Annotated in this window: 22 protein-coding genes and 1 pseudogene; 16 read left to right on the top strand and 7 right to left on the bottom strand. The window is 71.6% G+C overall.

The genetic code is table 11. The annotated features are described in order from the left end of the window. Positions 1–16: 16 nt before the first annotated feature. Positions 17–1,594, top strand: a complete 1,578-nt coding sequence (gene guaA / locus AB0H56_RS09400) for a glutamine-hydrolyzing GMP synthase (RefSeq protein WP_357159663.1) — start codon at positions 17–19, stop codon at positions 1,592–1,594. 206 nt (positions 1,595–1,800) lie between these two features. On the opposite strand, the gene AB0H56_RS09395 is transcribed toward guaA, so the two are convergent. Together AB0H56_RS09395 and AB0H56_RS09390 are read right to left on the bottom strand one after the other, a co-directional pair. Then, positions 1,801–2,013: a hypothetical protein gene (locus tag AB0H56_RS09395; RefSeq protein ID WP_357159661.1), complete on the bottom strand. Its 213-nt coding sequence runs from the start codon at positions 2,011–2,013 to the stop codon at positions 1,801–1,803. Then, on the bottom strand, positions 2,006–3,742 hold the full coding sequence (locus AB0H56_RS09390; protein ID WP_357159659.1) for a PspC domain-containing protein: 1,737 nt from the start codon (positions 3,740–3,742) through the stop codon (positions 2,006–2,008). Before AB0H56_RS09390 ends, AB0H56_RS09395 begins: the two co-directional genes overlap by 8 nt. A 701-nt stretch (positions 3,743–4,443) precedes the next feature. Here AB0H56_RS09390 and AB0H56_RS09385 point away from each other — a divergent pair. Further along, positions 4,444–6,015 (top strand): PspC domain-containing protein, encoded by a 1,572-nt coding sequence (locus AB0H56_RS09385; RefSeq protein ID WP_357160258.1) that lies wholly within the window; start codon positions 4,444–4,446, stop codon positions 6,013–6,015. A gap of 88 nt (positions 6,016–6,103) precedes the next feature. Further along, entirely contained in the window at positions 6,104–6,751 is a 648-nt protein-coding gene (locus AB0H56_RS09380; RefSeq protein ID WP_357160255.1) for a response regulator transcription factor, read from the top strand. On the opposite strand, the gene AB0H56_RS09375 is transcribed toward AB0H56_RS09380, so the two are convergent. After that, a complete protein-coding gene (locus AB0H56_RS09375; RefSeq protein ID WP_357159656.1) occupies positions 6,752–7,879 on the bottom strand; it encodes a serine/threonine-protein kinase in 1,128 nt (375 codons plus the stop codon). A gap of 209 nt (positions 7,880–8,088) precedes the next feature. On the opposite strand from AB0H56_RS09375, the gene AB0H56_RS09370 reads away from it, so the two are divergent. The 3 genes from AB0H56_RS09370 to AB0H56_RS09360 all read left to right on the top strand — a co-directional run bounded on the left by AB0H56_RS09370 (position 8,089) and on the right by AB0H56_RS09360 (position 11,592). Continuing rightward, a complete protein-coding gene (locus tag AB0H56_RS09370) occupies positions 8,089–8,844 on the top strand; it encodes a hypothetical protein (RefSeq protein WP_357159653.1) in 756 nt (251 codons plus the stop codon). Beyond that, entirely contained in the window at positions 8,841–10,415 is a 1,575-nt protein-coding gene (locus AB0H56_RS09365; RefSeq protein WP_357159650.1) for a DNA polymerase Y family protein, read from the top strand. The genes AB0H56_RS09370 and AB0H56_RS09365 overlap by 4 nt, the downstream gene beginning before the upstream one ends. A 238-nt stretch (positions 10,416–10,653) precedes the next feature. Next, positions 10,654–11,592 (top strand): sucrase ferredoxin, encoded by a 939-nt coding sequence (locus AB0H56_RS09360; protein ID WP_357159647.1) that lies wholly within the window; start codon positions 10,654–10,656, stop codon positions 11,590–11,592. Positions 11,593–11,834: 242 nt separating this feature from the next. Here AB0H56_RS09360 and AB0H56_RS09355 read toward each other — a convergent pair whose 3' ends face one another. Then, positions 11,835–12,791 (bottom strand): SDR family NAD(P)-dependent oxidoreductase, encoded by a 957-nt coding sequence (locus AB0H56_RS09355; protein ID WP_357159644.1) that lies wholly within the window; start codon positions 12,789–12,791, stop codon positions 11,835–11,837. A gap of 132 nt (positions 12,792–12,923) precedes the next feature. Between AB0H56_RS09355 and AB0H56_RS09350 the strand changes: the two genes are divergently transcribed. From AB0H56_RS09350 to AB0H56_RS09315, 8 genes and pseudogenes are all read left to right on the top strand, one after another. Beyond that, a complete protein-coding gene (locus tag AB0H56_RS09350) occupies positions 12,924–13,379 on the top strand; it encodes a hypothetical protein (protein ID WP_357159641.1) in 456 nt (151 codons plus the stop codon). 58 nt (positions 13,380–13,437) lie between these two features. Next, positions 13,438–17,079, top strand: a complete 3,642-nt coding sequence (locus AB0H56_RS09345; RefSeq protein WP_357159638.1) for an error-prone DNA polymerase — start codon at positions 13,438–13,440, stop codon at positions 17,077–17,079. 4 nt (positions 17,080–17,083) lie between these two features. Continuing rightward, a pseudogene (locus AB0H56_RS09340) lies at positions 17,084–17,230 on the top strand (hypothetical protein); the annotation flags it as partial. Positions 17,231–17,363: 133 nt separating this feature from the next. Continuing rightward, positions 17,364–17,600: a M48 family metalloprotease gene (locus AB0H56_RS09335; RefSeq protein WP_357159635.1), complete on the top strand. Its 237-nt coding sequence runs from the start codon at positions 17,364–17,366 to the stop codon at positions 17,598–17,600. A gap of 55 nt (positions 17,601–17,655) precedes the next feature. Then, on the top strand, positions 17,656–17,898 hold the full coding sequence (locus AB0H56_RS09330) for a CopG family transcriptional regulator (RefSeq protein ID WP_357159632.1): 243 nt from the start codon (positions 17,656–17,658) through the stop codon (positions 17,896–17,898). Continuing rightward, entirely contained in the window at positions 17,895–18,329 is a 435-nt protein-coding gene (locus AB0H56_RS09325; protein ID WP_357159629.1) for a PIN domain-containing protein, read from the top strand. Before AB0H56_RS09330 ends, AB0H56_RS09325 begins: the two co-directional genes overlap by 4 nt. Before the next feature lie 45 nt (positions 18,330–18,374). After that, positions 18,375–19,313 (top strand): DUF4349 domain-containing protein, encoded by a 939-nt coding sequence (locus tag AB0H56_RS09320; protein ID WP_357159626.1) that lies wholly within the window; start codon positions 18,375–18,377, stop codon positions 19,311–19,313. Continuing rightward, entirely contained in the window at positions 19,273–19,500 is a 228-nt protein-coding gene (locus AB0H56_RS09315) for a DUF167 domain-containing protein (protein ID WP_280221420.1), read from the top strand. The genes AB0H56_RS09320 and AB0H56_RS09315 overlap by 41 nt, the downstream gene beginning before the upstream one ends. Positions 19,501–19,506: 6 nt before the next feature. Here AB0H56_RS09315 and AB0H56_RS09310 read toward each other — a convergent pair whose 3' ends face one another. Beyond that, positions 19,507–19,989 (bottom strand): tRNA (cytidine(34)-2'-O)-methyltransferase, encoded by a 483-nt coding sequence (locus AB0H56_RS09310; protein ID WP_357159623.1) that lies wholly within the window; start codon positions 19,987–19,989, stop codon positions 19,507–19,509. Positions 19,990–20,162: 173 nt separating this feature from the next. On the opposite strand from AB0H56_RS09310, the gene AB0H56_RS09305 reads away from it, so the two are divergent. Further along, positions 20,163–20,408, top strand: coding sequence for a DUF3017 domain-containing protein (locus tag AB0H56_RS09305; protein ID WP_233001673.1), 246 nt, complete (start codon positions 20,163–20,165; stop codon positions 20,406–20,408). On the opposite strand, the gene AB0H56_RS09300 is transcribed toward AB0H56_RS09305, so the two are convergent. After that, positions 20,401–21,042: a nitroreductase family protein gene (locus AB0H56_RS09300; protein WP_357159620.1), complete on the bottom strand. Its 642-nt coding sequence runs from the start codon at positions 21,040–21,042 to the stop codon at positions 20,401–20,403. The two genes, AB0H56_RS09305 and AB0H56_RS09300, sit on opposite strands and share 8 nt — an antisense overlap. A 69-nt stretch (positions 21,043–21,111) precedes the next feature. Between AB0H56_RS09300 and AB0H56_RS09295 the strand changes: the two genes are divergently transcribed. Continuing rightward, positions 21,112–21,489: a helix-turn-helix domain-containing protein gene (locus AB0H56_RS09295; protein ID WP_357159617.1), complete on the top strand. Its 378-nt coding sequence runs from the start codon at positions 21,112–21,114 to the stop codon at positions 21,487–21,489. A gap of 48 nt (positions 21,490–21,537) precedes the next feature. Here AB0H56_RS09295 and AB0H56_RS09290 read toward each other — a convergent pair whose 3' ends face one another. Then, complete coding sequence (locus AB0H56_RS09290) at positions 21,538–22,497, bottom strand: oxygenase MpaB family protein (RefSeq protein ID WP_357159614.1); 960 nt, start codon at positions 22,495–22,497, stop codon at positions 21,538–21,540. Positions 22,498–22,623: the final 126 nt, after the last annotated feature.

The following is a 22,623-nucleotide window of genomic DNA, read 5'->3' as shown; positions in this document are numbered from 1 at the left end:
GTGCCGTCACTAAACTGTGGCGGTGGCAGAAACTCAGAGACCGGTCCTCGTCGTCGACTTCGGCGCGCAATACGCCCAGCTGATCGCTCGGCGGGTGCGCGAGTCACGGGTGTTCTCCGAGGTGATTCCACACACCATGACGGTGGAGGAGATCGCCGAGAAGCGGCCGCTGGCCGTGATCCTGTCCGGCGGCCCGTCCAGCGTGTACGCCGAGGGCGCACCGCAACTCGACCCGCGGCTGTTCGACATCGACGTGCCCGTCTTCGGCATCTGCTACGGCTTCCAGGCGATGGCGCAGGCACTGGGCGGCACGGTCGCCCACACCGGCACCCGCGAGTACGGCCGCACCGAACTCAGCATCGACGGTGGTGTGCTGCACGGTGGTCTGCCGACCCTGCAGCCGGTGTGGATGAGCCACGGTGACGCGGTGACCGACGCCCCCGCCGGGTTCGAAGTCACCGGAACCACCGCGGGCGCCCCGGTCGCCGCGTTCGAGGATCGCGCGCGCCGCCTCGCCGGTGTCCAGTACCACCCCGAGGTGCTGCATTCGCCGCACGGCCAGCAGGTGCTCAGCCGCTTCCTGCACGAGCTGGCCGGCATCCCGCCGCAGTGGACGCCCGCCAACATCGCCGAATCGCTGATCGAGAGCGTGCGCGCGCAGATCGGCGACGGGCACGCGATCTGCGGTCTGTCCGGCGGTGTCGACTCCGCCGTCGCCGCCGCGCTGGTGCAGCGCGCGATCGGGGACAGGCTCACCTGTGTGTTCGTCGATCACGGTCTGCTGCGGGCCGGTGAGCGCGAGCAGGTGCAGCACGATTTCGTCGCCGCGACCGGCGCCAAGCTGGTCACCGTCGACGCCGTCGACAAGTTCCTCGGCGAGTTGAAGGGCGTCTCCGATCCGGAGGAGAAGCGCAAGATCATCGGCCGCGAGTTCATCCGCTCCTTCGAGGACGCGGTCGCGGGCATCGTCGCCGAACACGGTGGCGACGGGTCGGCGCCGAAGGTCGAGTTCCTGGTGCAGGGCACCCTGTACCCGGATGTGGTCGAGTCCGGCGGCGGCACCGGCACCGCGAACATCAAGAGCCACCACAATGTCGGCGGCCTGCCCGACGATCTCGAGTTCGAGCTGGTCGAGCCGCTGCGCCTGCTGTTCAAGGACGAGGTCCGCGCGGTCGGCCGCGAGCTGGGCCTGCCCGAGGAGATCGTCGGCCGCCAGCCGTTCCCCGGCCCCGGCCTGGCCATCCGCATCGTCGGCGAGGTGACCGCCGACCGGCTCGAGCTGCTCCGTCAGGCCGACGCCATCGCCCGCGAGGAACTCACCGCCGCCGATCTGGACAAGCAGATCTGGCAGTGCCCGGTGGTGTTGCTCGCCGACGTGCGCTCGGTGGGCGTGCAGGGCGACGGCCGCACCTACGGTCACCCGATCGTGCTGCGCCCGGTGTCGAGCGAAGACGCGATGACCGCGGACTGGACCCGCCTGCCCTACGACGTGCTCGAGCGGATCTCCACCCGCATCACCAACGAGGTGGCCGAGGTCAACCGCGTGGTCCTCGATGTGACGAGCAAGCCGCCGGGCACTATCGAGTGGGAGTGACGGGCGGTTTCGGCTCGCCCGGAGTCGCGGGCGGTTTGTGCCGGTAGGCCAACAGGATTCGGCCCAGCGGTAGCCCGTTCATCGGGCGAGCGGGGGGCCTGGCGTCTCCGGAACCGTTGCCTTCGTTCATCGTTCTCGTCCTCCGACGACAATGGCCCGTCTTCGCGGACGGGCCATTGTCGTGTCTCAGGGTGTTCGGTTGTCGCTCAACGTCGTTTGCTGCTCGGGGCGAAGGTGAGCAGCAGGCCGACGACGATGGCCGCGAGGACCACGCCCCAGCCGATCGGCAGGATGCCGCCGTCGCCGGGCGTCGGCGCGCCGAGCAGGGCCCAGACGCTCACCGCGAGGGCGAGCAGGCCGGTCACCAGCAGGGAGAAGGCCGGGCGGCGGCGGGTTTCGGTGCTCGTCTGGTCAGCCACGGGTCACCGCCACGTCGCCGAGGTGCATCGTGATGCGCAGGTCGAGGACCGGGGCGCCCGGGGTGTTCGGGCCGGTGATCCCGTCGACACAGCCCGAGTCCGAGACCCGGACATCGCAGGTCGTCTTCACTGTCATTCCTTCCGGCAGAAGTACTTTCGCGTCACCGATGTTCACCGCGACCTCCACGGTGCGGGATTCGGTGAGCTCGAGTCCACGCAGATCCAGGGTGCCCGAACCGATGTCGAGCGCGTAGCGCGGTTGCAGTTCGGTCACCGAGGTCGGTGCCCAGAGCCGCTCGCCGATGGACCTGCCCTCGAAGTCGATCGGCCCGATCAGCGAGGCGAGCAGGACGAACCCGGCCAGCGGCGCGGTGAGGACGAGCAGTCCGTAGCCCCGGCGCAGGAAGGCGCCCGCGATGAGGCCGAGGCCGACGACGGCGAGTGCGAACGCCGCGATGCGCGCCGGCGTCATCCATTCGACGCCGGAGGCGGCGGCCGCACCGGCGAGGGCGGCGGCCAGGATCGCCAGCCCGATGGTCACCGGCGTGAGCCGCGAGCGCGGCCGCTTCGGCGGTGGCGGCGCGGCGACGGCGTAGCGCGGGGCGGCCTCGGGGAGTTCCCAGGCCAGCGGGGCGATGCTGAGCGGGTCGATGCCGGGGGGAACCTGGGCGCCCGCGCGCGGGAAGCCAGGAGTGGACTGCGGGAATTCCCTCGCCAGGACCGTCGTCGGGTGCTCCGGCTCCGCGGTGCGCTTGCCGAGGTCGAGACCCGAATCATCCTGGACGGCGGCGAGTTCGGCCGAGCTTTCGGTCCCGGTGGCGGACTCGTCGGCCGCGGTTGGTGAACTCTCGGCGACGGGCTTGGTCAGCTGGACGGAATCCGAGGAAGGCTCGCCCGATTCCGCGAGCGAACGTGTGGTGTCCGCCGTGGCGTCGGTGGACGCATCGGTCGAGGGAGTGGTGTCCACCGTCGCGGTGGCGGATGCCACGACCTCGGCGGGGACCTCGATCGTGGGCTCGGAATCCGCCGTGTCCCTGTGCAGGACGACCGTGTCGGTGGCGTCGACGCGCAGCAGCGGCGTGGATTCGGCTGTCGCCGTGCGGGTTTCCTCGCGGGGCAGCACGGTCGTGGCCGGGTCGGGGACGTAGGCGTCGGGCAGCTTCGTGTAGGGCGTGTACATGCCGGTCGGCGGCACGTCGGGGGTGTACGGGTAGCCGCGCACCGGCACGCCGGTCGGATAGCCGACGGGCGGGTAGTCGCCGGTGCCGTACGCCGCGGCGCGGTAGGTGTCGAAGCCCGTCGGCAGTTCGGGATGCCGGATGTAGAGCATCCACCAGCCCGCGAGCATCAGGCCCATGCTGACCACGCCCGAGCCGCCGAGGCCGAGCCCGATCGGGCCCATGGTCGACACCGCGATGGCCAGCGCGACGATCAGCACGATCGTCTTGGTCTGCGAATGCCCGCCGCGCGCGTGATCGGTCAGCGCCTCGGCGGCCGAGGCCTCGTTCCCCGCGGAACTCAGCACCAGCCAGGCCAGCAGGTACAACACGATGCCCGCGCCGCCGAAAATGGTCGACACCACGAACGCCACCCGCAACAGCACCGGATCGATCCCGTACCGCAGCCCGAACCCGGCCGCGACACCCGCGATCGGCCCCTGCCGCGGCAGCCGGACGGGCCGCGTATGCCACATCTGCTGGATCTGGTCACCGAAGCTCGTTCTGCTCATGCCCTCCATGGTGTGCTCGACCAGCCCTTTCCCGCATCGGGGGGAACCCTGAGGTTTGCCCGGGTTCAGGTGCAGGGTGGGGTGTAGGGGACATTCGCCACACTTCGATGGAATCGGCCCCCGCGACGATCTCGGTGCGGTCGATCGGCTGGTGCGGGTCGACGATGTTCCACATCTGGGTCAGAAACGGCTTCTCGGTGACTTGCCGGTCGTAGACGATCACCTCGAGGCGTGTGCCGGCGACCGGCGCGGCGCGGAAGGCGGCAAGATCAGGGAGATTCCCGATGCCGGGGGTCGGTGGAGCGTGCCACTATCGAAGGATGGATCCGTCTGTTCCCGCCGGTGCCGCCCAGGGGCCGATCGCCTCGTCCGGGCTCGGTGCCGTCCCGGGGAACACCGCTCCGCGCTCGCCCGCCGAACCGGGCGCCCGCCCTGCGCACCGTGAACCGGCACCGCGCGCGCCGGGTGTTCCCGTGCCGAACGGTGCTGCCACGCGCGGAGCGGGTCCGGCGTACGACAGCGCCCGGAATCCGGGCTACCCGCCGCGGGGCGTCGCGGCTTCCGGCCCCGGCGCCGCGGCGAATCCGCGTGGCGGGCACTGGCCGCGGGGTCCGCAGCGATTCGTGACGCGGACCTTCGGCGGTGGGCACGCCGTCTATGGCGCCCCGCAGCCCTATCTGCCAGCGCAGTCCTACCGCTCCATGCAGCCGTATCAGGCAGCGCCCGCGGGATACGGCGTCCCGCGCGGTTACCGGCCGGGTGTGCTGCCCGCGCCGGGGCCGGAGCCGGTCGGCGCGCCGCTGTCGGAGACCCGGCGGCTGGTCCGGCGGACCGGCGGACGGGTCGTCGGCGGGGTCGCGGGCGGACTGGCCGATCATCTCGACGTCGACGTGTTCAAGGTGCGGATGGCGTTCGTGCTGCTGTCCGCGCTGATGGGCGCCGGTCTGGTGGCCTACGGGCTGCTGTGGATCTTCACCCCCGCCGGTGGTGACGCGACGAAGCCGACCGGCGACGAGCGCAGGCAGGCCATCGGCCTCGCCCTGCTCGGCCTCGGTCTCACCGCGACGGTGGGCTGGCTGTTCCAGGGCACCGCGGCGCGGGTCATCGCGCCGATCGTGGTGATCGCGGTCGGCGCCGCGCTGGTGTGGCGGGAGTACGACGTCGCCGCGCCGGGCCCGCGCGCCCTGTTCGGCTTGCCCGCGCGACCCTCCGTGATCACCTGGTCGCGGATCGTGGCCGGGGCGACGCTGATCGTGCTCGGCCTCGGGGTGGTGGTGCTGGCCAGGATCGACCTGAGTTCGCTCGGGTCGGCGCTGATCGCGGTGGCGGTCACCCTGATCGGCGCCGGGCTGCTGACGGTGCCGCTGTGGCTGCGCATGGTCCGCGCGCTCAACGCCGAACGCGGCGCCCGCATCCGCAACGAGGAACGCGAGGAGATCGCCTCGCACCTGCACGATTCGGTCCTGCAGACGCTGGCCCTGATCCAGCGCCAGGCCGAGGACCCGCAGGAGGTGCTGCGCCTGGCCCGCAGCCAGGAACGCGAACTGCGCAAGTGGCTCTTCGACGACACCGCGCCCGCCCACTCCAGCCTGGCCACCGCGCTGCGCACGATCGCGGGTGAGGTGGAGGACCAGCACGGGGTGAAGGTCACCCCGGTGACCGTCGGCGATGTCGCGATGGACCCCGGCGACACCGGCGCAGGCCTGCCGAAGGAGCATTTCACCGCGCTGCTCGGCGCCACTCGCGAGGCATTGGTCAACGCGGCCAAGCACGCCGACGTCCCCGAGATCGACCTGTTCGCCGAGGCCGAACCGCATCAGGTGAGCATCTTCGTGCGCGACCGCGGCGCCGGATTCGACATCGCCACCGTCGCCGACGACCGGCGCGGCATCGCGAAATCCATCTGCGCCAGGATTGAACGCCGGGGCGGCACCGCCGAGATCGACTCCACCGTCGGCCGCGGCACCGAGGTGCGGATCGTCATGCCGCGCACCGATTCCGGCACCGCCGAGCCTGCCCCGGACACCGACTCCGGCACCGCCCAGCCCGCTCCGGACACCGACTCCGGCACCGCCGAGGCCACCCCGGCTCGCGATTCCGGGACCGCCGTGACGAATCGGGGCGCGGACGGCGGGTCCGACGCCGCTGTGCCGGACCGCGACCCGGGAGCGGGTGCTGTCGGCGCCCTGTCCAGCCGGTCCGAAGCCGACCGCGCGGCGGCGAACCGCTCGGCCACGGCCCGGTCCGCGGCCGAGGAGCGCACCAGCGACTGAGCACCCGGATCCGCGCCGGGATCGGCGGCGGGGTGACGCGCTGTGGTACCGATGAACCGAGCCGATCGCACGGTGGGATGAGGGAGAGCTGTCAGTGAGTGTTCGGGTGTTCCTGGTCGACGACCACGCCGTGTTCCGCTCGGGTGTGCGCGCCGAGCTGAGCCGAGAGGCCGACATGGAGGTCGTCGGCGAGGCGGGCGGGGTGGCCGAGGCGGTGGCCGGGATCGATGCCGCGCGCCCCGACGTGGTGCTGCTCGATGTGCACATGCCCGACGGCGGCGGGGTCGCGGTGCTGACCGGGATCGCGGAGGGCCCGGTGTGCCTGGCGCTGAGCGTCTCCGATGCCGCCGAGGACGTGATCGCGGTGATCAGGGCGGGCGCGCGCGGGTACGTCACCAAGACGATCTCGGGCGCCGAACTGGCCGACGGCATCCGCCGGGTGGCGGGCGGCGACGCCGTCTTCAGCCCGCGTCTGGCCGGTTTCGTGCTCGACTCGTTCACCGGCCGCTCGCCGGTCCCCGAGCCGCCGCTGGACCCCGAACTCGATTCGCTCACGCCTCGCGAACTCGAGGTGCTGCGCCTGCTCGCGCGCGGCTACACCTATCGCGAGATCGCCGAGACCCTGTTCATCTCGGTGAAGACGGTGGAGACCCATGCCTCCAATGTGCTGCGCAAGACCCAGCAGTCGAACCGGAACGCGTTGACGCGCTGGGCCCATCGCCGCCGCATCGAGTAGCTACATCACCGCGATGATGATCGCGATGAGGATGACCAGCCCGATCAGCACGCCGGCGCCGATGGCCAGCGGCGCGCCGTTGGGCAGGTTGTCCAGGAAGCTGCCGGTGCGCGGCGCCGCGGCCGGTGCGGCGACGGGCGTGCGCTGGGGCCGCGGCAGCGGCGCGGAGTGCGGGCTGCGCAGGCCGCTGGCCCCGTTGCGGGCGGCCCAGGACGGGATGGTGCCGTCCTCGGTGCGCAGCGGCACGCCGAGGATGTAGGCGGCGGTGCCGGGACCGAAGGCGGCGGTGAGGATCTCGTCGCGTGCCTGGGCCATGCTCGGGCGGCGCTGCGGCGCGGGCTCGAGCATGTGCAGCAGCGGCTGGGTGAGGATGCCGGTGCGGCTTGGCGGGATGATCTGACCCATCGCGGCCTTGGTGACGACGTCGTTCTCGTCGCTGTCGAAACCGAACGGCGGCTGGCCCTCCAGCATCGTGTAGAGCGTGGCGCCGAGGGAGAACACGTCGCTGGCCTCGGTGGGCCTGGCGCCGCGGGCGACCTCGGGCGGCAGGTAGGCGGGGGTGCCGGTGATGGTGCCCTCGGGGTCCTCGCCGTGGGTGTCGCCCGCGCCGCGGGAGATGCCGAAGTCGCTGAGCTTGGCCTTGCCGAGGTCGGGGCCGCGGTCGGCGACGAGGATGTTGCCCGGCTTGATGTCGCGGTGCACGATGCCGGCGGCGTGCGCGGCGGCGAGCGCGTCGGCCACCTGCGCGCCGATCTGGGCGACCTCCACCGCGGGCAGCGTGTCGACCATCGAGAGCGCCTTGGCCACGCTGCGGGAGGGTAAGTGCTCCATGACGAGCCAGGGCTCGCCCGCCTCGAGCACCACGTCGTAGACGGCGATGGCGTGCTCGTGGGACAGCTTGGCCGCCACCCGGCCCTCGTGCACGATGCTGCTGCGGATCGCCTCGGCCTCGGCCTCGCTCAGACCGGCCGTGGAGAGCACCTGCTTGATGGCGACGTCGCGGTTCAGCAGCCGGTCGGTCGCGAGCCAGACCGCGCCCATGCCACCGCCGCCCAATTTCGACTGCAGGCGGTAGCGACCCGCGACGAGATAGTCGGGGCCGATATGGGGACGAGCACGTTCGGTCACGGGTGCGAGGGTAGCCGAATATGCCGATGACTGGCCGGTATCACGGCGCGCGGGTATAAGGCCCCCGCGGTGGACACGGGGGAGGGGTGGGTGTCACGCTGGTCGCTATCGAACGTATATTCGAATACGATCGATAGCTGGAACGGTGCTGCGGTCAGCGGTGCTGAGCGGTCTCCGCACGCGGGTCCATCGGGAAGTAGGTGGTGTTGATGGGTTCGGATGCGTCCTCACCCGAGGTCGCCGCGCGTGCCGACACGCTCGACGACCTGCGTCGCCGCATGGCCGCGGTGCAGGGCCGCCGCGAGACCGCCACCCGGCACATGCCCGGTGAACAGCCACTACGCCGCGATCTGTTGCCGGTGCCGGCCCCGCTCGCCGAGCTGTTGCCCGACGGCGGACTGCCCAAGGGCGCGGTGGTCGCCTACTCCGGCGCGCATTCGCTGCTCTCCGGGCTGCTGGCCTCGGTGACCGGTGACGGCGGGTACGCCGCGGTGGTCGGCCTGCCCCGGCTCGGTTTGCTGGCCGCCGCCGAGATGGGCGCGCAGTTGTCCCGGCTGGCGGTGATCGCCGATCCCGGCCCCGATCCGGGCGAAGTGGCCGCCGTCCTGCTCGACGGCCTCGATCTGGTGGTCCTCGGCCTCGACGGGCGCGCGGTGCCGCCCGCCCGCTGCCGTGTCCTGGCCGCCAGGGCCCGCAACCGCGGTGCCACCCTGGTCGTCGCCGGCGGCGCCTGGACCGATCCGGCCCTGCGGCTGGACACCCGCGTCACCGGCTACGACGGTCTCGGCCCCGGCCGCGGCCGCCTGCGCTCGGTCTGCCTCGACGTGCGTGTCAGCGCCAAGGCTGGCCCGCCGCGACACGGCCGGATAGACCTGTGCGCCGCGGCGGGCCGCACCGAATGGCTCGCGCGCGAACCGGTGTCGCGCCCGGCCGAGGTGCGCGAGCTCAGGGAGGCCGTGTCGTGACGACGCGCGCGGATCGGGTCCTCGCGCTGCTGTGCCCGGACTGGCCCGCGGTGGCGGCGGCCGCGGCGGCCGGAGCAGCGGCGGATCGGCCGGTGGCGGTGTTGCGCGGGAACCGGGTGGTGTCGTGTTCGGCGCTCGCCCGGGTCGAGGGTGTACGGGCGGGGCTGACGCGGCGGGAATCGCAATCACGCTGCCCAGATCTCGTTGTCGCCCAGGATGATCCGGATCGTGACGCCAGGTTGTTCGAACCGGTGGCGGCGGCCGTCGACGCGACCGTCCCCGGCGTCGAGGTCCTGCGCCCCGGCCTGCTCGTCCTCGGCGCGCGCGGTGCCACCCGCTTCTTCGGTTCCGAGGAAGCGGCGGCGGTGCGGCTCATCGACGCCGTCGCGGTGGCGGGCGCCGAGGCGCAGATCGGCATCGCCGACGCCATGTCCACGGCGGTGCTGGCGGCCAGGCGGGCCGCGATCGTGCGGGCGGGCGAGGGCGCGTCCTATCTGGCGCCGCTGCCGGTGGCCGAGCTGGCCGCCGAACCGGCACTGGCCCCGCCGGAGCGCGCCGACCTGGTGGACCTGTTGCACCGCTTGGGTTTACGCCGCGTCGGCGACTTCGCCCGGCTCACCCCCGCCGAGGTCGCCTCCCGTTTCGGCGCCGACGCGGTGCTGGCCCATCGCCTCGCCCGCGCCCTGCCGGAACGTCCGCCCTCGGCCCGGCAGGTGGCGCCGGAACTGGCCGTCGACTTCGACTGCGATCCGCCGATCGACCGGGTCGACGCCGCCGCCTTCGCCGGCCGCGCCCTGGCGACCCGGCTGCACACCGCGCTCACCGCCGCGGGCGTCGCCTGCACCCGGCTGGCCGTCACCGCGCGCACCGAGGCGGGCGAGGAGCTCTCACGCATCTGGCGCTGCGCCCGTCCGCTCACCCCGCCCGACACCGCCGACCGCATCCGCTGGCAGCTCGACGGCTGGCTCACCCACCGCGACCGCCCCACCGCGCCGATCGTCGCGCTGCGCCTGGAACCGGTGGAGGTGGTCGCCGCTGGCGCGCTCCAGCTCGGCCTGTGGGGCGGGGAAGGGGAGGAGACCGAGCGGGCCCGCCGCGCCCTGGTCCGGGTGCAGGGTCTGCTCGGCGGCGAGGCGGTGCGGGTGGGGGTGCTCAGCGGTGGGCGCGGTCCCGCCGAACGCATCACCATGATCGCCCTCGGCGACGAGCTCACCCCCGCCGCCGACCCGGCCCAGCCCTGGCCGGGCCGCCTGCCCGAACCCGCGCCGACGCTGCTGCTCCTGCACCGCCCCACCGTCGCGCTGACCGCCGCCGACGGCGCCCCCGTCGAGGTCACGGCGCGCGGTATGTTCACCGCCGACCCCGTCCGTCTGCGGTGGGGCCGACGGGAGTGGGCGCTGCTCGGCTGGGCGGGGCCGTGGCCGGTCGACGAACGCTGGTGGACCGGCGCCGAGCACGCCGCCCCCGCCGCCCGCGCCCAGGTGCAGCTCGACGCCGCGCCCACCGAGATCCGGGTGGTCCTGCTCGTCTACGACGCCGAGACCTGGCATGCCGAAGGTGTCTACGAGTAGTCAGGCACGGAGCGGCGCGCCATACCGGTTCGATGGCCGCTCGTGGCTCGCCTGGTGAGCTCGAGCCGCCGCACCCCGGGTCGAACCTGGGTAGACCGCTGGCGTGGGTCGGGTGTGCCCCGACTCGCGCACTCCGGCAACAGAGGGTGCCCTTACTGCCGGGCGCGCATGGCTCTACAGTGAAACGACACCTGTTCCGGATCGGCCGGACGGTCGGTCGGTCGCGGAAGGAGCTGTCATGAACCCGTTCGAGGGCATGGGCTGCTCGGCGGCCGCCGTCGACCTGCCGATGCTCGGCAGCGCGGCGCACGTCCCCGGCTGGCTGTGTATCGAACACCCCGGGGCCTGGGGTCGCGACGTGATCGCCGACGAGGTGCTCGGCCCGGAGATCACCGCCGAACTGGCCGCGCGCACGACGGCGGCCCAGGTGCGGCCCACGCTGATCCGCCGCCCCGGCCGCAACGAGTTCACCGGGAAGCGCACCGTCCTGCTGGCCTCCTCCCGCCCGGAGGGCTCGTGGTGCGAGCGCTTCGAGATCACCGACCTGCGTGAACTGTTCGACATCGACCTGCGCCTCGTCGCCGGGCCCGCACCGGGAATCGGTGCGCGCGTGGACGATCCGGTCGTCCTGGTCTGCGCGCACGGCAAGCGCGACCAGTGCTGCGCCCTGCTCGGCCGCCCCATCGCCGCCGCCCTGGCCGCAGACAACCCCGGCCGGGTCTGGGAGGCCACCCACACCGGCGGCCACCGCTTCGCGCCCGCCGTGGTCCTGCTCCCGTCGGGCCTGACCTACGGCCGGGTCGACGTGCCCGCCGCCCGCACCCTGCTCGCCGCCGCGGACCGGGGCGAGGTGTCCATGACCGGCCTGCGCGGCCGCGGCTGCTACGACCCGATCCGTCAGGTGGCCGAAATCGCCGTGCGCGAACAACTCCCGCCCGTCGCGCTCGACGATCTCACCGTCACCCCGGCGCCCGCCGAGGACGCGACCCTGGCCGGCGCCGCCGTCGTCACCCACCGCGACGGCCGCCGCTGGCACGTCACCGTCCGCACCGTCGCCGCCGCACCGCGCCAAGCCAGCTGCGGCGGCCCGGCCAAGCCGGTCACCTACCTGGAACCCGCTGCGGTGGAACAACTCTCCGAAGTGGCTACCGCTCAGGCGGGCTGCCCGGCGACCTGATCCGCGACTGCGACATCGCTCTCGCCTCGCCGTCCCGCGCCGCTGACAGCTCCCCGCGGAGCACCGATTACGTGGCGGTCAGCACCTACCGGTCGACCCCGGCGCGTCCGATGCGTGCAAGCCCAACGGCGTGCCGGCGCGGACCCTCGGCCCGCCGCCGCGCGTTCCGGCAGCGCCCCCAGTCGGCGCCCGCCCCCGGGACGACTCGACGCGAGCGCCGTCGGGAGCGCCTCAGCGGCTGTTCACCAATGCGTGCCCGGCACCCAGCGGGCGGCGCGGCGCAGGGCGCTGCCGGTGGCCTTGCGCGCCGCCGACTTCGGCTTCGGCGCGGGTGCGGTGGTCGATTCCACGGCGACCGGCTCGACCGATTCCCCCTTGGCCGCAGGGGAATCCGGCAGCGCGCGGTAGTAGCGGTGCAGCACGCGGTCGCGCAGCTTCGGGGTGAGGATGCCGCCGTACTCGGCGAGCGTGCCGAGCGGGACATCGATGCGCTTGGGTCGTTCGCTGAGCGCGCGGACGATGGTGGCCGCGGCCCACTCCGGTGATTCGGACGGCCCCTGATCGCCGCTCGGGGTGATCATCGGGGTGCGCACCAGCGGCATGTGGATGGTGGTGAAAGTGACGCCGTCGGCGAGGGTTTCGACGGCGGCGACCTCGGTGAACTTGTCCAGCGCGGCCTTGGAGGCGAGGTAGGCGGCGAAGCGCGGGGTGGCGACCTGCACGCCGGCGCTGGAGATGTTGACGATGTGCCCGAAGCCGCGCTCGCGCATCTGCGGCAGCAGCGCCAGCGTCATCCGCACGGCGCCGAAGTAGTTGACCGCCATGGTGCGTTCGAAGTCGTGCATGCGGTCGGTGGAGCGGTGGATGGCGCGCCGGATCGAGCGGCCCGCGTTGTTCACCAGCATGTCCACGTGGCCGTGCTGATCGAGGATCGTCTTGACGGTCGACTCGACGGATTCGGCGTCGGTGACATCGCACTGGTAGCCGTGCGCCCGCCCGCCCGCGGCGCCGATCTCGGCGACCACCTCGGCCAGTTCGTCACCGCGGCGGGCGAGCAGGAAGACGACGGCGCCCTTGTCGGCGGCCGCCAGCGCGGCGGCCCGTCCGATCCCGGACGACGCGCCGGTGATCACGACATGCCGGTCGGTGAGATCGCGCCGCCGCCTGCGGTTCGATGTGCCGGGAGAAACCTGAGACATCACTGCTCCTTTGCAGCTCGTTCCCTCGAACTTACTCCAAAGTAAGTTCCGGGACCAGGGTTCGCGAGAAACTCGAAAATATGTTCGAACACCTCTCGCCAACATTCGAACGTATGTGCGATACTTGTGCCCATGGCGGACGATCGGATGGCGGACATCTATGCCGCGGTGCGGCTCGGCGGTATCGACCCTGACGCTGCGCGCGCGGCGCTGACCAGGCTCTGGGACGAGATAGGCGAAGGCGGCGACGCGTTGCATCGCTGCGTGATCGCGCATCACCTCGCTGATGTGCAGGAGTTGCCCGAGGGCGCGTTGCTCTGGGATCAACGGGCGCTGGCCGCGGTGTTCGGGCCGGGCATCCCGCTGGACGAGGGGCTGCGCGGATTCCTGCCCTCGCTGTATCTGAACCTGGCCGACAGTCACCGGCGGGTCGGTGACTTCGACATGGCGCGGATGCAGCTGGCCATCGCGCGCGGGCACCTGGATGTGCTTGCCAACGATGCCTATGGCGCGGTGATCAGGTCGGGGCTCGGGCATGTGGAGGCCGCGCTGGAATCCCGGTCGATGGAGCGTTTGCCCGCGAGTTGAGGGGTCGGGCAACCGTGATCGAACGGGAGGTGGCAAGGGAGTAGGGAGGAGTGGGCGCGTGGGCTGGAGCAACGGTCCGCCGACCTGGTCGGAGCTGGAGCGGGTGCTCTCGGGCAAGCCGAGCCGTCGCCCCGCCGAGGAGATGCATCCCGGCGACGGCGGCGACAGCCCGGCATGGTCGCGCAAACGCGGTGCGTACGAGGCGGATTCGATCGAACGTCCCGCCGCGACCGTGCCCTTCGCCGAACTGCACGCCCACTCCGCCTACAGCTTCCTCGACGGCGCGAGTCAGCCGGAGGAGCTGGTGGAGGAGGCGGTGCGGCTGGGTCTGGAGGCGCTCGCGCTCACCGACCACAACGGGTTCTACGGGACCGTTCGGTTCGCCGAGGCGGCCAGGGAATGGGGAATACCAACGGTTTTCGGTGCCGAACTGTCACTGGGAACCGATGCGGAGGCGGCGCCGGGCCGAGGGGATGCGGTCCGGCGCCGTTCTGTTCCCCGGGGCGGCAGGCGTCCCATCGGCGATCCGCGGGGTGGGCGCACGACCTCGGCCGAACTGCGTGCAGGCGACGATCCGGCCGGGTCTTGCAGCGGGCACGTGCGAGCGCCGGATTCGCTGCCGCGCACCGGATCCGCCGACCCGCGCGGTCCGCACCTGCTGATCCTCGCCCGTGGTCAGGAGGGGTATCGCAGGCTGTCGCGGGAGATGGCGGCCGCGCACATGGCGGCGGGGGAGAAGGGCATCCTGCGCTACGACCTCGACACGCTCACCGCTGCCGCGGGCGGGCACTGGCATGTCCTCACCGGCTGCCGGAAGGGGCACCTGCGCTCCGCGCTGGAACTCGACCTGCGCGCGGGCGAGACGACGCTGCCGAAAGCCGAAGCCGCCCTGCGTGAGCTGGTCGAACGCTTCGGCGCCGACCGGGTGAGCGTCGAGCTCACCCACCACGGCATCGCCACCGACGACGAACGCAATGCCCACCTCGTCGCGCTGGCCGACCGGCTCGGGCTGCCCGTGCTCGCCACCACCGGCGCGCATTTCGCCTCGCCCGCCCAGCGGCGCAGGGCCATGGCGCTGGCCGCGATCCGGGCCAGGAGCAGTCTCGACGAGATGGCGGGCTGGCTGCCCGCCACCGGTGGCGCGCACCTGCGCTCGGGCGCGGAGATGGCGCGGCTGTTCGCCGCGCATCCGCGGGCCGTGGCGAACGCGGTGGAGCTGGCCCGCGCCTGCGCCTTCGACCTGCGGTTGATCGCGCCGAAACTGCCACCGTTCGACGTGCCGTCCGGTCACGACGAGGACTCCTGGCTCCGCCACCTCAGCTACGCGGGCGCCGCCAGGCGCTACGGCCCGCGCGAGACGAATCCGCGGGCGTACGCGCAGATCGAGCACGAGCTCGCGGTGATCGAGCGGATGGAGTTTCCCGGCTACTTCCTGGTCGTGCACGACATCGTCGAGTTCTGCAAGCGCAACGGCATCCTGTGCCAGGGTCGCGGCTCGGCCGCCAATTCCGCGGTCTGCTACGCCATCGGGATCACCAATGTCGACCCGGTGGGCAACAACCTGCTGTTCGAACGCTTCCTGTCCACCGAGCGCGACGGGCCGCCCGACATCGATATCGATATCGAATCCGATCGCCGCGAGGAGGCCATCCAGCACGTCTACGGCAAGTACGGCCGCGACTACGCGGCCCAGGTGGCGAACGTGATCACCTATCGCGGCAAGTCCTCGGTGCGCGATGCCGCACGGGCGCTGGGCTTTTCACCCGGCCAGCAGGACGCGTGGAGCAAACAGGTGAGCCGCTGGTCGGGCGTTGCCGCCGAGACCGGCACCGACATTCCCGCGCCGGTGCTCGAACTCGCGGGCGAACTCGACGGACTGCCACGGCATCTGGGCATCCACTCCGGCGGCATGGTGATCTGTGATCGGCCGATCGCGGACGTGTGCCCGGTGGAGTGGGCGCGGATGGCGGGCCGCAGCGTGCTGCAGTGGGACAAGGACGACTGCGCCGCGGTCGGTCTGGTGAAGTTCGATCTGCTCGGCCTCGGCATGCTCTCGGCGCTGCGCTACATGATCGACCTGGTCCACGAGCACAAGGGCGAGAAGGTCGAACTGCACGCGCTCGATCTCGCCGAGCCGGCCGTCTACGAGATGCTGCAGCGGGCCGACTCGATCGGGGTCTTCCAGGTGGAGTCGCGCGCGCAGATGGCGACCCTGCCCCGGTTGAAGCCGAGGACGTTCTACGACCTGGTGGTGGAGGTGGCGCTGATCCGGCCCGGCCCCATCCAGGGCGGCTCGGTGCATCCGTACATCCGCAGGCGCAACGGTCAGGAAGCGCCGGTCTGTGACCATCCGGCGCTGGAGAATTCGCTCGCCCGCACCCTCGGCATCCCGCTGTTTCAGGAGCAGCTGATGCAGATGGCCATCGACGTCGCCGGTTTCAGCGCCGCCGAGGCCGACCAGCTGCGCCGCGCCATGGGGTCCAAACGGTCACCGGAGAAGATGGAACGGCTCAAGGACCGCCTCTACCAGGGCATGCGGGACCTGCACGGGATCACCGGCGCGCTGGCCGACCGCATCTACGAGAAGCTCTACGCCTTCGCCAATTTCGGTTTCCCCGAGAGTCATTCGCAGAGTTTCGCCTCGATCGTGTTCTACTCCTCGTGGTTCAAGCTGCACCACCCCGCCGCGTTCTGCGCCGGGCTCCTGCGCGCTCAGCCGATGGGCTTCTACTCGCCGCAGTCGCTGGTCGCCGACGCGCGCAGGCACGGCGTGCGGGTGCACGGTCCCGACATCAATGCCAGCCGGGCCGAACCCACCCTGGAGAACGCCGGGACCGAGGTCCGGCTCGGCCTCGCCGCCGTCCGGCACATCGGCGACGACCTCGCCGAACGCCTCGTCACCGAGCGCGCCGAACACGGCCCCTACACCTCGATGCTCGACCTCACCGGCCGCGTGGGATTGTCTGTCGCGCAAGCGGAATCGCTGGCGACGGCGGGCGCTCTCGACGGCCTGGTCGATGCCGAACACGACGAGACGGCAGCGGCCGAGCGCACACAGTCGGGTGACGCGGCCGGGGACTCGCGCGCGAAGGGCGGCGCGCGAACCGCGGCCGGAGCAGCCGAGGCCACGGTCGACGACGGAGTGCGGAGGCGTGCCGGCGACAGCGCGGACCGGGGGAGCAGCGTGCGCAGGGCCGCGCTGTGGGCGGCGGGCGCGGCGGCGGGCGAGCGGCCCGACCTGCTGCCCGGCACCGGTCCGGCGACGCTGGCCCCGTCCCTGCCCGGCATGAGCGCGCTCGAGCTCGCCGCCGCCGACGTGTGGGCCACCGGCGTCTCGCCCGGCAGCTATCCCACCGAATTCCTGCGCGCGCACCTGAATTCGCTCGGCGTGGTGCCCGCCGCCGACCTGCTGCTCGTCGAGGACGGCACCCGCATCCTGGTCGCGGGCGCCGTCACCCACCGGCAGCGTCCCGCCACCGCCGCCGGCGTCACCTTCCTCAACCTGGAGGACGAGACCGGCATGGTCAACGTCGTCTGCTCGGTGGGCCTGTGGACCCGCTATCGCCGCCTCGCCCAGACCGCCACCGCCCTGCTCGTGCGCGGCCGCCTGCAGAACGCCGAAGGCGCCGCCAGCCTGCTCGCCGACCACCTCGCACCCCTCGACCTCACCATCGTCGCCCGTTCCCGCGACTTCCGGTGAGCCTGTGGCGCGCACCGCCGATGTGCCGTTGTCGGCGTGCACGATCCGCGTCGTCCACGACCAGGATTTCCGCGCGTCGGTCGTCCACGATCGGCACATCGCTGTCAGCCTGCGCGCGGTGGAGGTGCTCACCGATCGTCAGCTCGAGGCGGTGATCGCCCACGAGTTCGGCCACGCCATCGAACGCGACCACCGGGTGCTGCTGCTCACCGTGCGCGCTCCCCGCCGCCCTGTGGCTTCTGCTCGGTCCGCGGGCCGCGCTGCTCGCCCTGGTCGGCTACCCCGTGCGCGACGTGCTGTCGACGCACCGCTCGCGCTGGGCCGAAACCCACGCCGACCGGGTCGCGGTGGCCCTCGGCTACGGCCACGACCTGCGCGAATCGCTGACGATCGCCGAAATCGACTGCGCGACCGGCCCCACCATCACCGACCTCGTCCCCGGCTGGATGAACACGCACCCGAGCCACGAACGCCGTCTCGCCGCCATCGACGACGAACTGCGCCGCCGGCAGCAACGCTGACAGCGCCCTCCGCCGAGGCGGAGGTGCCACGGCGACGGGTGGTACCATATATGGCATGATCAAGACGACCGTGTACCTCCCCGAGGAGTTGGAGGTCCGGCTCGATGCCGAAGCTGCCGCGACCGGCGTCAGCAAGGCAGAACTCATCCGCCGGGGAATCGCGATGCTGCTCGACGCTTCCGAGGTGCCGAAGAACGACGCGCCGCTGCCGGTGTTCCGTAGCGGCCGGGCCCGCACCGTCGAGGAGATGGATCAGTCCATCTACGACCACATCAGGTCCCGGTCCGAGCGTCGATGATCATCGTCGCCGACACCTCGGCCCTGTTCGCCGCGTTCGATGCCGATCAGCCCGAACACGAGCGGGCCGCAGCGGTCATGGCTACCGAGACCCTGGTGATCTCGCCGCTGGTCCTGACCGAGCTGGATCACCTCGTCCATCGTGACCTCGGTTTCGACGCGGCGATGCAGGTCACCGAGGCCTTGATGACGCGCATGCTGGACGGCCGGTATCGGCTCGCCGAACTCAAGCACGTCGATCTCGCTGCGGCACAGACCATTCGGGCCAAGTACGAGGGTTTGCGGCTCGACCTCGCCGACGCGGTCGGCGTCGCCTTGGCCGACAAGTACCGCACCGACTGCATCTTCACGCTGGACCAGCGGGACTTCCGGGCGATCGAACCGCTCACCCCCGGTGTGGCGGCGTTCCGGATCCTGCCCGCCGATCTGTAGCGGCGGCTGCGCCCGCCATCGGCCTCGGCGCATTACGCTGCGACCATGCGCAAGCTTGCGGTGGTGCTGATCGGGATACTCGGGCTGGTGTTGCTGGCCGGGTGTGGGGACGACGCGGGGGAGACGAGCGCGGACCAGGCGTCCTCGCCGACGGTCTCCGGGCCCGCGGCGGCCGTGGCGCCCGGATTCCGGGAGGGCGCGCCGGCGAAAGAGAGTCCGGCGCCGCAGGATTCGGCGAACCGGAAAGAGGTGATCACCGGGTCGGTCGACATCACCGCCGACGATCCGATCGGCGCCGCGGCCACCGTCGCCGAGCAGGTGCGCGCCATGGACGGCCGCATCGACAGCCGGACCGAGCAGCCGGGCACCGACAAGCGCACGCCGCGCGCGGTGCTCAGCGTGCGGGTGCCCGCCGACAAGACCGATGCCTTCATCACCGGGCTCGGCGGCGTCGGCAGCGTCACGAAGGTGAGCACCAACCGTGACGACGTCACCATGCAGTGGGAGGATCTCGACGCCCGCATCCGCGCCCTGCAGGCCTCCGTCGACCGGCTGCGCGCGCTCATGGCCAACGCGGCCAACACCGCCGACCTCATCGACGCCGAGGAAGCGCTGTCGAGCAGGCAGGGCGAACTCGACAGCCTGACCGCGCAGAAGCGTTCCCTCGACGATCAGGTCGCGCTGTCCACGCTCACCATCACCCTCACCGCCGACGACAAGAACGCCCCCGGCGACCCGGACAACTTCTGGGACGGGATCGTCGCGGGCTGGAATTCGCTCGTCGACTGGCTCCAGGACGCGATCGTCTTCGCGGGCAAGGCGATTCCGTGGCTCGGCTTCCTCGCCGTCCTCGGCGGGGTGGGCTGGCTGGTCCTGCGCGCGGTGCTGCGCCGCCGCCGTCCTGTCACCGCGCCGCCGACCTCGACGAAGAAGGAGCCCAGCGGTGCCGACGGTACGGGCGACGATCAAACCGAACAGCCGTAAAGGCCCGCTGGTCGAGACCGCCGACGACGGCACCCTCACCCTCTACGTGCGCGCCCCCGCCGTCGAGGGCAAGGCCAACAAGGCCGCCGTCGAACTCCTCGCCGCCCACTTCGGCGTCCCCAAGTCCGCCGTCCGCCTGACCGCGGGCGCCACCTCCCGCTTCAAACGCTTCGACATCGACGCCTGAGCTCCGCTACTCCCCGCCGGGGAAGCCAAGTTGGCGCCAGGCCTCGTAGACCGCGACCGCGGCGGCGTTGGACAGGTTCATCGAGCGGCGGCCGGGCAGCATCGGGATGCGGATCTGGTCGGTGATCCGCGGGTCGGTGAGTACCTCGGCGGGCAGGCCGGTGGGTTCGGTGCCGAACAGCAAGGCGTCGTTGTCGCGGTAGGCGATGTCGGTGTAGCGGGTGCTCGCCTGGGTGGTGAACGCGAACACCCGGCCCGGGTCGATGGCCTCGAACGCTGTCGCCAGATCGGGGTGCACGGTCACCACCGCGAGGTCGTGGTAGTCCAGGCCGGCGCGGCGCAGCTTCGATTCCGAGAGGTCGAAACCCAGCGGCTCGATCAGATGCAACGCGCACCCGGTCCCCGCCGCCAACCGGATCGCGTTCCCGGTGTTGGGCGGGATCACGGGATTGTGAAAGATCAGGTGCAGCACAGCGCACCACTCTGTCATGCCGTGGCGGCGCGGCCCGCTCGCCCCACCGCCGGCGCCGAGATCGGGCTCGGGCCGCCCGCTCGCCGGTGGCGTCTGGAACAATCGGGGCCGTGAACAAGGCGGAGACGACCGGGAAGCATCGGGTCGTGCGGTTGACGGCGGGTGAGCAGTACCTGCGCAGTCACCTGCCGATGACCGTGGTGAGCGCGCTGATCCTGGTCGCGATCGTGTTCGTCGCCTGGGATCGGTGGCGGCGTGGTGCGATCATCTTCGGCAGCGCGGCCCTGGTGGCGGCCGCTTTCCGGCTGTGTCTGCCGACGGTCCAGGTGGGCTTGCTCGCCGTGCGCAGCAAGCCCTTCGACGTGGCGACCCTGACCGCCCTCGGCAGTGCCATCGTCTTCCTGGCCGTCACCATCAACACCCTCGGCGTCAGTTGAGATAGCGCTCGGCGAACACTGTCAGCTCGCGCGGCCTGCGGCCCGGGTGCGGCGGCACCGCGACACCGTGGCCGACGGTGACCATGACCGCGATGGCCAGCTCCGCGTCGGCCTCGATGCCGATCGCCCGCTTCACCAGCTCGGCGTCCCACCCGTTCATCGGCGCCGAGGCCAGCCCGAGGCCGGTCGCGGCGAGCATCACGTAGGTGGCGGCGATCATGGCGTTCTTCACGGCGTTCTCGCGCAGCAGCCCGCGCTCGCGCAGCGCGTGATACTCGGCGCGGGAGTCGAACATGGCCTGGAACTCGGCGTTCCATGCCCCGCTGGCCGAGGCCTGCGCGGCGATGTCGGTGTTGGCCGCCGCCCAGGCCGCCGGATCGGCGACGAACACCAGGACGGCGGGCGCCTCCAGCGGTTGGGGTTGGCCGAAGGCCGCCTCCGAGAGCGCTTTCCGGCCTTCGTCGCTGGTCACCACGACGATGGAGCGGTCCTGCATGTTCCAGGCGCTGGGCGCTTGCACGGCGAGGTCGAGCAGTTCGTCGAGCAGTGCCGGGTCGATCGGCTCGGGGCGGTAGTGGCGGACGGTGCGGCGGGTGCGGATGGCTTCGGCGACCGAAAGTGTCTGTGTGCTCATGATTCCTACTATCGGAGAGTCGCTCTCCATTGGGAAGTAGGCACCTAAAAGTGCGTTAGACTCGGCGGGGTGCCCACGATTCACGAAGCCAGTGGTCTGCCCGCCGACGTCTACTCGGCGAAATGCCCCACCCGCGAGGTCCTCGACCACATCGCGGGCAAGTGGACGGTCCTGATCGTCGACGCGCTCGCCGACGGCACCCTGCGCTACACCGACCTGCGCCGCCGCATCGAAGGCATCTCGCAGAAGATGCTCACGCAGACGTTGCGGCAACTCGAGACCGACGGATTCGTGGCGCGCACGGTGTATCCCACCGTGCCGCCGCGCGTCGAGTACACCCTCACCGAACTCGGGCACAGTCTGCGCGAACCGATCGCCGCGCTGCGGGAGTGGATCGAGACGAACATCAACCACATCGAGGCGGCGCGGCGCGCGACGGCACGGTGACCGCCGGGCCGCAGCGTCGTCGATCCGGCCCGGCAGGCACCTTGTCGTTCAGGCGGTTTCGGAGACGGGCGTGCCCTTGGCCCACAGGCTGCGACCACCCTGACTGCCGTACAGCGCTCGCGCGCGCTCGGGGGTGATGGTGATCGGGCTCGCCGGCGGCGGCGCGGCGACGTGGGCGGCGAAGATCGAGGCGGTGAGCGGGGCCACCAGCGGAGCGGCCTTGATCATCGCCCAGTTCTCCCGGCGCGAGGCGATCCACACGACCGTCCGCACCGGAATGCGCACGAGCAGATCGAGGACCCGGGGGAACGGCAGGCGCCCGAGCTTGCGCATCCAGATCGGCAGGGTCGGAATGCTGGCCAGAGACAGCAACCGGCTGCCGAGCGCGAATCGCCAGCCCTTGCTCATCGGCACCCACATCAGATAGCGCATCGCCCGCACGGCCCGTTCGGTGACGCACAGGCGCGGCCGCACCTGCTCGAAGTAGGCGCGCACCCCCTCGCGGGTGCGTGGCACGTCGGCCGCCTTGCAGGTCTGCAGTTCGGCGGCGATCGCGCACTCGGCCCAGAACTGCCGCTCCTCCTCTTCGGTCAAGCCTGGCCCGTACATCTCGTAGGCGATGAGCACCGAATGCCAGCCGGTGAGGTGGATCCACAGCTGGGTCTCGGGGCTGTTGGCGGCGTAGCGCTTGCCGGTGACGGGTTCGATGCCGGTCATCGGCGCGTGTACCCGCATCAGGTGCTCGGCGGCCTGGATGGCCGTGCGCCCGTCGCCGATCGCGACCAGCACGAAGTAGGCCAGCGTGTGGTCGAGGCGCGAGGCCGGATTGTCGTAGATGCCCTGGGAGTCGGCGACGGCGGCGGTCAGGAACGGGTCGAAGTGTTCGAGGGTGACCGCGCGCTGGAAGCCGATCAGCGCGGTGGGCGAGGCCCACACCTTCCAGGTGACCGAGTCGGGTCCGAAGAAGCCGTAGTCGTCGCGGCGCAGGGTGGACGGGTCGAAGGCCATTGCACGTGCTCCTTTGCAGTGCCGAGGGCGAACCTCGCAGGTGAATACAACGCCACCGTAGCAATTGCGCGCAGCGAATACAACGGCTGCGTAGGATTGGTGCCCGCGGTCCGGGTATCGTCTGGT

This window comes from Nocardia sp. NPDC050717 (assembly GCF_040654275.1).
Lineage (GTDB): Bacteria > Actinomycetota > Actinomycetes > Mycobacteriales > Mycobacteriaceae > Nocardia.
This window is presented reverse-complemented; position numbering and strand designations above follow the sequence as displayed.